This is a genomic window from Aeromonas schubertii, from assembly GCF_000820105.1.
Lineage (GTDB): Bacteria > Pseudomonadota > Gammaproteobacteria > Enterobacterales > Aeromonadaceae > Aeromonas > Aeromonas schubertii.
This window is the reverse complement of the sequence record NZ_CDDB01000098.1, coordinates 1-7,719: the sequence shown is the minus strand read 5'-3', so window position 1 is coordinate 7,719 and position 7,719 is coordinate 1. Positions and strand designations below refer to the sequence as shown.

The window sequence follows — 7,719 nt, the reverse complement described above, 5'->3', positions numbered from 1 at the left end:
GGCTGCCGGCGCGCAGGCGTTGTGTGAACCGGGTCACGGGAATGGGGGATGAGGGGAGGGGGAACGGTTATTTCGAGTGCTTGGCACGCTTATTGATTGCCCCTCATGGACCGCGCTTTCGAGTGTTCACCCCTTTTCATTGTGATGGTGGCATTCGTTATTAAAGAGAGAGCGCCATCCATATTTTCATCCAATGAGTGGGGCGAATGATGAAAGACGTGAACCAGTTAATTAAAGAGATAAAAAACCTCAAGTCAGGGCTGCATGAAAAAGATTTTCTGCTGACCTGGGAGCAGACTCCCCAAGAGTTGGAGCTGGTATTGAAAATTGCCGAGGCACTCAAGACGCTGCGCGGCGAAAATATCGCAACCAGGCTCTTTAATAGCGGCCTTGGCATCTCGGTCTTTCGTGACAACTCCACCCGTACCCGCTTCTCCTATGCCTCGGCCCTGAACCTGCTCGGCCTGGCCCAGCAGGATCTGGACGAGGGCAAGTCCCAGATCGCCCACGGCGAGACGGTGCGTGAAACCGCCAACATGATCTCGTTTTGCGCCGATGCCATCGGCATTCGTGACGACATGTATCTTGGCGCCGGCAACGCCTATATGCGCGAAGTGGGCGCGGCGCTCGACGAAGGGTTCGAGAAGGGGGTGCTGCCCCAGCGTCCGGCCCTGGTGAATCTGCAGTGCGACATCGACCACCCGACCCAGTCCATGGCCGACCTGGCCTGGCTGCAGGAGCACTTCGGCAGCCTGGACAACCTCAAGGGCAAGAAGATTGCCATGACCTGGGCCTACTCCCCCAGCTACGGCAAGCCGCTCTCCGTGCCGCAGGGCATCATAGGTCTGATGACCCGCTTCGGGATGGACGTGACCCTGGCCCATCCGGAAGGGTATGACCTGATCCCGGATGTGATCGAGGTGGCCAAAGAGAACGCCAAGGCCTCCGGCGGGAGCTTCCGTCAGGTCACCTCCATGGAGGAGGCGTTCAAGGATGCCGACATCGTCTATCCCAAGTCCTGGGCCCCCTACAAGGTGATGGAGCAGCGCACCGAGCTGCTGCGCGCCAATGACCATGCCGGTCTCAAGGAGTTGGAGAAACACTGCCTCGAGCAGAACGCCAAGCACAAGGATTGGCACTGCACCGAGGAGATGATGAAGCACACCAAGGGGGGCGAGGCACTCTATATGCACTGCCTGCCGGCGGATATTTCCGGTGTCTCCTGCAAGGAGGGGGAAGTGACCGAGGGGGTATTCGAGAAATACCGTATTGCCACGTACAAAGAGGCAAGCTGGAAGCCCTATATCATCGCGGCCATGATCGTCGCCCGTAAATTCTCCGCACCGGGCGAAACCCTTGAAGCGCTGCTCAAAGAGGCCCAGAAACGGGTCAAATAAATAACGAAAACAGGGGGCGGGAAATCGCTCTCCCGCCCCGGATTAACCATGGTGAGTCGTCTCCCCAGGGGGCCCGAATATCGCGGGTCGCCCGGCGAGGCCAGGCTCACTCAGGCTTGTTTTGCGAGGTACGCATGTCCCAATTTTCCCTGAAGATGGATATTGCCGATAACCGCTTTTTTACCGGTGAAACGTCCCCCCTCTTCTCCCGCGCCGAGGCCCAGAAGGCGCGCGCCTTCCACAAGAAACTGGCCGGCTACGAGCCAACGCCCCTGTGCGACCTGCAGGCCCTGGCCGCCTATGTGGGGGTGAAGCAGATCCTGGTCAAGGATGAGTCCAAACGCTTCGGCCTCAACGCCTTCAAGATGCTGGGCGGGGTCTACGCCATCGCCAACCTGCTGTGCAACAAGTTCGGGGTGGCGGTGGAGGAGTTCACCTTCGATCTCATCAAACGCACCATCAAGGAGCCCATGACCTTTGCCACCACCACCGATGGCAACCACGGTCGCGGCGTCGCCTGGGCCGCCAAACAGGTGGGCCAGCATGCGGTGGTCTACATGCCCAAGGGCTCGGCCCAGGAGCGGGTGGATCACATCCTGAGCCTGGGGGCCGAGTGCATCGTCACCGACATGAACTACGACGACACCGTGCGCCTGACCATGAAGATGGCCGAGGAGCGCGGCTGGTACATAGTGCAGGACACCGCCTGGGAGGGGTACACCGAGATCCCCACCTGGATCATGCAAGGCTATTCCACCCTGGCCGACGAGGCGGTGGAGCAGATGCAGGGAATGGGCATACGGCAGCCCACCCATGTGCTGCTGCAGGCTGGTGTCGGGGCCCTGGCGGGCGGGGTGCTCGGCTATCTGGTGGACTGCTTCGGCGCCCGTGAGCTGCACAGCATCATCGTCGAGCCGGATCAGGCGGACTGCATCTACCGCTCCGGGGTCGCCGGGGAGATGGTCAACGTGGGGGGCGAGATGCGCACCATCATGGCCGGGCTCGCCTGCGGCGAACCCAACCCCCTCGGCTGGCCGCTGCTCAAGGGCTGCGCCACCCAGTTTGTCTCCTGTCACGACAAGGTCTCGGCGCTCGGCATGCGGGTGCTTGGCAATCCGCTGGGTGAGGACTCGCGCATCGTCTCGGGTGAGTCGGGAGCGGTGGGGGCCGGGCTGCTGGTGGCGGTGCGCCACCATCCACAGCGCGAGGCCCTGATGGCGCGCCTGGGGCTTAACCAGGAGTCGGTGGTGCTGCTGGTCAACACCGAAGGGGACACCGACATGGCCCACTACCGGGAGGTGGTGTGGGAAGGCAAGCACCCCATCTGAGGGGCGAGCGGGGCCTCCACCTCGGGGGCGAACAGATTGAGGGTGGCGCCCTGTGATGGCGCCGCCGGTTGACACAAGTTGGAGATGACGATGAGCAAGCAAATTCCGTTTGAAATGGTGCTGGAGCAGGCCCACAAGTATCGCGCCGAGATGAGCGCCTTCCTGCGTGACATGATCGCAATCCCGAGCGAGAGCTGCGACGAGGAGCGCGTGGTGCTGCGCATCAAGGAGGAGATGGAGAAGGTTGGCTTCGACAAGGTCGAGATCGATCCCATGGGCAACGTGCTCGGCTATATCGGCCACGGCCCGCACCTGATCGCCATGGATGCCCACATCGATACCGTGGGGGTCGGCAACATGGCCAACTGGAGCTTCGATCCCTATGAGGGGATGGAGGATCACGAGATCATCGGTGGCCGTGGCGCCTCGGATCAGGAGGGGGGCATGGCCTCCATGGTCTATGCGGGCAAGATCATCAAGGATCTGGGGCTCGAGGACAAATACACCCTGCTGGTGACCGGCACCGTGCAGGAGGAAGACTGCGACGGCCTCTGCTGGCAGTACATCATAGAGCAGAGCAAGATCCGCCCCGAGTTTGTGGTCAGCACCGAGCCGACCGACTGCAACATCTACCGTGGCCAGCGTGGACGCATGGAGATCCGGGTCGAGGTGCAGGGGGTGAGCTGCCACGGCTCGGCGCCCGAGCGCGGCGACAACGCCATCTTCAAGATGGGCCCGATCCTGGGCGAGCTGCAGGCGCTCAGCCACCACCTCGGCCATGACGACTTCCTCGGCAAGGGGACCCTCACCGTCTCCGAGATCTTCTTCACGTCGCCAAGCCGCTGCGCCGTGGCCGACAGCTGCGCCGTCTCCATTGACCGTCGCCTCACCTGGGGCGAGACCTGGGAGGGGGCGCTCGACGAGATCCGCGCCCTGCCGGCGGTCAAGGCGGCCGGTGCCCGGGTCTCCATGTATCAGTACGATCGCCCGGCCTACACCGGCCTGGTCTACCCCACCGAGTGCTACTTCCCGACCTGGAAGGTGGAAGAGGATCACATCACGGTCAAGACCCTGACCCGTGCCTACGAGGGGCTCTTTAACAAGAAGCCGCTGGTCGACAAGTGGACCTTCTCCACCAATGGCGTCTCCATCATGGGCCGCCACGGCATTCCGGTGATCGGCTTTGGTCCGGGCAAAGAGCCCGAGGCTCACGCCCCGAACGAGAAGACCTGGAAGGATCACCTGGTGAAATGCGCCGCCATGTACGCCGTGATCCCCCTGCAATACCTCAGCGAGCTCGAGGGTTAGGCCTTTTTGAGTGACATCGGGCGCCAAGCCCTCTTGCCCCGCGGCGTGTCCGCGGGGCGTTGTGACAGGAGTCAGGGATGAGACGACTCATCATCAATGGCACTCTGGTCGACGAGGCGGGGGAGTATCGCGAGGATCTCCTCATCGAGGAGGGGGTGATCCGTGCCCGGGGCAGCGATCTGGTCGCCCCCGGTTGCGAGGTGATCGACGCCGCCGGCTGCTACGTCATGCCGGGGGGGATCGACGCCCACACCCACTTCAACATCGATGTGGGGATCGCCCGCAGCTGCGATGACTTTTACAGCGGCACCCGGGCCGCCGCCTGTGGCGGCACCACCTCCATCATCGACCACATGGGATTCGGGCCGGCGGGGTGCAATCTGCACCATCAGCTGGCCCTTTATCATGAGTACGCGGGCGGTCAGGCGGTGATCGACTACGGCTTTCACGGTGTGGTGCAGCACGTGGACGACGCCATCCTCCATGAGATGGCCAGCATGGTGGAGGCGGGGGTGAGCAGCTTCAAGCTCTACCTCACCTACCAGTACAAGCTGGGGGACACAGACGTGCTGCGAGCCCTCTCACGCCTCAAAGAGGTGGGGGCATTGACCGCCGTCCACCCGGAGAATGATGCCGCCATCGCCGAGCGGCGTGCCGCCCTGCTCGCCGCCGGTCACACGGCCCCTTACTACCACGCCTTGAGTCGCCCCCTCGAGTGCGAGGCCGAGGCCATAGGGCGCATGATCAACCTGGCCCGGCTGGCCGGGGATGCCCCCCTCTATATCGTCCACCTCTCCAACGGCCTGGGGCTCGATTACCTCAAGCTGGCACGCCGTCAGGGGCAGCCGGTATGGGTCGAGACCTGCCCCCAGTATCTGCTGCTCGACGAGGAGTATTACTTCCGCGAAAACGGCCTCGACTACCTGCTGAGCCCACCGCTGCGCCCCCGCAGCGAACTCGACAAGCTCTGGGTGGGCTTGACCGCAGGGGATATCGATACCCTGGCCACCGATCACTGCAGCTTCTCCCACGCCCAGCGCCTGGCCCTGTCGCGGGGGGATTTCAGCCGCTGCCCCAACGGGTTGCCGGGGGTGGAGAACCGCCTCCCCCTGCTCTTCTCGGAGGGGGTGATGACGGGACGCATCACACCGTCGCGTTTCGTGGCTCTCACCAGCGCCAACCCGGCTCGCCTGTTTGGCCTCTGGCCACGCAAGGGGAGCCTGAGTCTCGGCGCCGACGCCGATCTGGTGGTGATCGATCCCAGGGGCGAGCTGCGGATCGAACACAAGTATTTGCACGATAACGCCGACTACTCCCCCTACGAGGGGATGCGCTGCCGTGGCCAGTTGCGCCTCACCCTGAGTCGGGGTGAGGTGGTGGCCCGGGAGGGTGAGTTTGTCGGCAGACGCGGGGCGGGGCGCTTCCTGGCCCGCGATCCCTTCAATGCGGCCCTGGCCCCCGTGGCCGGGTCATCCCAACAGAGAGACGCAAGATGAAACAGAGAATCGTGGTGGCGCTCGGGGGCAATGCCCTGGGCAACAACCTGCCCGAGCAGATGAAGGCGGTGCAGGGGACGGCCCGGGTCATCGCCGGGCTTATCGCCGACGGTCACCAGGTGGTGCTCACCCATGGCAACGGTCCCCAGGTGGGGATGATCCAGCAGGCGTTCGAGGTGGCCGCCCGTCACGACCCCAAGGCGCCGCACCTGCCCATGTCGGTCTGCGTGGCCCTAAGCCAGGGCTATATCGGCTATGACCTGCAAAATGCCCTGCGCGAGGCGCTGCTCGAGTTGGGTCTGCCCACCCCGGTGGCGACCCTGGTGACCCAGGTCGAGGTGGACAAGAACGACCCCGCCTTCCAGGGCCCGAGCAAGCCCATCGGCGGCTTCTTCAGCAAGGAAGAGGCCGAGGCCCTGATGGCCAAGGGAGAGCGGCTCAAGGAGGACGCCGGCCGTGGCTATCGCCGGGTGGTCGCCTCGCCCAAGCCGGTCGACATCATCGAAAAAGAGACGGTGTGCGCCCTGCTGGCGGCCGGTCAGGTGGTGATCACCGCCGGCGGTGGCGGTATTCCCGTGCTGCGTGAGGGCAACCATCTGCGCGGGGCGAGCGCCGTCATCGACAAGGATTGGGCCAGCGCTCGCCTCGCCGAGCTCATCGATGCGGATCTCCTCATCATACTGACGGCGGTGGAGAAGGTGGCCATCCGCTTTGGCAAGCCCGATGTGCAGTGGCTCGATCGCCTCAGCGTCAGGGATGCGGCCAGCCTGATCGAGCAGGGGCACTTTGCCGCCGGCTCCATGCTGCCCAAGGTGGAGGCGGCGGTCTCGTTTGCCGCCTCCCGGCCGGGGCGCGAGTCCCTCATCACCCAGCTGGAGAAGGCGGCCGAGGGGATCGCCGGTCAGACCGGTACCCGCATCGCCCTCTAGTCTTGAGCCCGGGTCGGCAGAGGGGGCGCGTGCCCCCTCTGTGTTTTGGTGTACCCTGTGCCACCACACCGTTGATGTACCCCGCGTGTGCACACCGGGGAGGAGAGAGGCGTGAAGATAAATCTGCCGGCCCTGGGGGGGCTGGTGCTGCTGACCGGGATCTGGAGCTACAGCTGGATCATGATGAAGCAGGTGACGGCCTATGCGGGGGCGTTCGACTTCACCGCCCTGCGCTGCCTGTTTGGGGCCCTGCTGTTGATGGGAGTGCTGCGCCTGCGCGGACGCCGTTATCTCAGACCCACCCCCTTTCGCTTCACCCTGGCCATCGCCCTGTTTCAGACCTGCGGCATGGTGGGGCTGGCCCAGTGGGCCCTGGTGAGCGGCGGGGCGGGCAAGGTGGCCATCCTGAGCTACACCATGCCGTTTTGGGTGGTGATCTTCGCCGCCCTCTTTCTCGGCGAGCGAATGGGGCGGCTGCAATACCTGGCCGTGGCCCTGGCCGGCGCCGGCCTGATGTTGGTGATCGCCCCCTGGCAGATCGCGGCCGATTCGCTGGGCAGTGCCCTGCTGGCCATCGCCTCGGGCATCAGCTGGGGGATCAGCGCCATCGTGGTCAAGCGCCTCTACGCCCGCCACCCCGGGGTCGATCTGTTGAGTGTCACCGCCTGGCAGATGCTCTACGCCTCGGCCGTGATGGGGGTCATCGCCCTGCTGGTGCCCCAGCGCCCCATCGAGTGGCACCCCTACCTCTTCGGGGCCCTGGCCTACAGTGCCATCCTGGCCACGGCCCTGGCCTGGAGCCTCTGGCTGGTGGTGCTCAAGCACCTGCCGGCGGCCATCGCCAGCCTGAGCACCCTGTCGGTGCCGGTGTGCGGTGTGCTGCTCTCCTGGTGGCTGCTCGGGGAGAATCCTGGGGGAGTGGAGAGCAGTGGCATCGCCCTGATCGTGCTCGCCCTGCTGCTGATCGTGCTGGGCAGAAAGAGGACAGCCTGAGGCGACAGAACGGTTGTGAGCAGTGCATTGCTCTTTGCCAGGCAATAACTTGCTCAACGAGTGGAGTTATCATCTGCCGATGCAATGAATGTCAGAGCATGATCTCACTTTGCGCGATTTATTGCGTAGCCTGGGACGGTGGTTGGATGGGGTTGTGTTTAATTAATTGATAATTAAGGTGTTTTTTGTTTGGCATGGTCCCTGCTAAAGGTCACGCCGAGAGATCTCTCACCCGACCCATTTATTGAGGAGCAATACCATGCCAACT

General features: G+C 63.8%; 6 protein-coding genes. All 6 read left to right on the top strand.

What is annotated here, in order from left to right; all coding sequences use genetic code 11:
• Positions 1-209: 209 nt before the first annotated feature.
• The 6 genes from ygeW (at position 210) to BN1133_RS18220 (ending at position 7,451) form a co-directional block, all read left to right on the top strand.
• On the top strand, positions 210-1,397 hold the full coding sequence (gene ygeW / locus BN1133_RS18245) for a knotted carbamoyltransferase YgeW (protein WP_050667875.1): 1,188 nt from the start codon (positions 210-212) through the stop codon (positions 1,395-1,397).
• 134 nt (positions 1,398-1,531) lie between these two features.
• Positions 1,532-2,725, top strand: a complete 1,194-nt coding sequence (dpaL, locus tag BN1133_RS18240) for a diaminopropionate ammonia-lyase (protein ID WP_050667873.1) — start codon at positions 1,532-1,534, stop codon at positions 2,723-2,725.
• A gap of 90 nt (positions 2,726-2,815) precedes the next feature.
• Positions 2,816-4,033 (top strand): YgeY family selenium metabolism-linked hydrolase, encoded by a 1,218-nt coding sequence (locus BN1133_RS18235; protein ID WP_050667872.1) that lies wholly within the window; start codon positions 2,816-2,818, stop codon positions 4,031-4,033.
• Positions 4,034-4,110: 77 nt separating this feature from the next.
• A complete protein-coding gene (hydA, locus tag BN1133_RS18230; protein ID WP_050667871.1) occupies positions 4,111-5,529 on the top strand; it encodes a dihydropyrimidinase in 1,419 nt (472 codons plus the stop codon).
• Positions 5,526-6,458: a carbamate kinase gene (arcC, locus tag BN1133_RS18225; RefSeq protein ID WP_050667870.1), complete on the top strand. Its 933-nt coding sequence runs from the start codon at positions 5,526-5,528 to the stop codon at positions 6,456-6,458. Before hydA ends, arcC begins: the two co-directional genes overlap by 4 nt.
• A 117-nt stretch (positions 6,459-6,575) precedes the next feature.
• Positions 6,576-7,451, top strand: a complete 876-nt coding sequence (locus BN1133_RS18220) for a DMT family transporter (protein WP_227002255.1) — start codon at positions 6,576-6,578, stop codon at positions 7,449-7,451.
• Positions 7,452-7,719 lie beyond the last annotated feature (268 nt).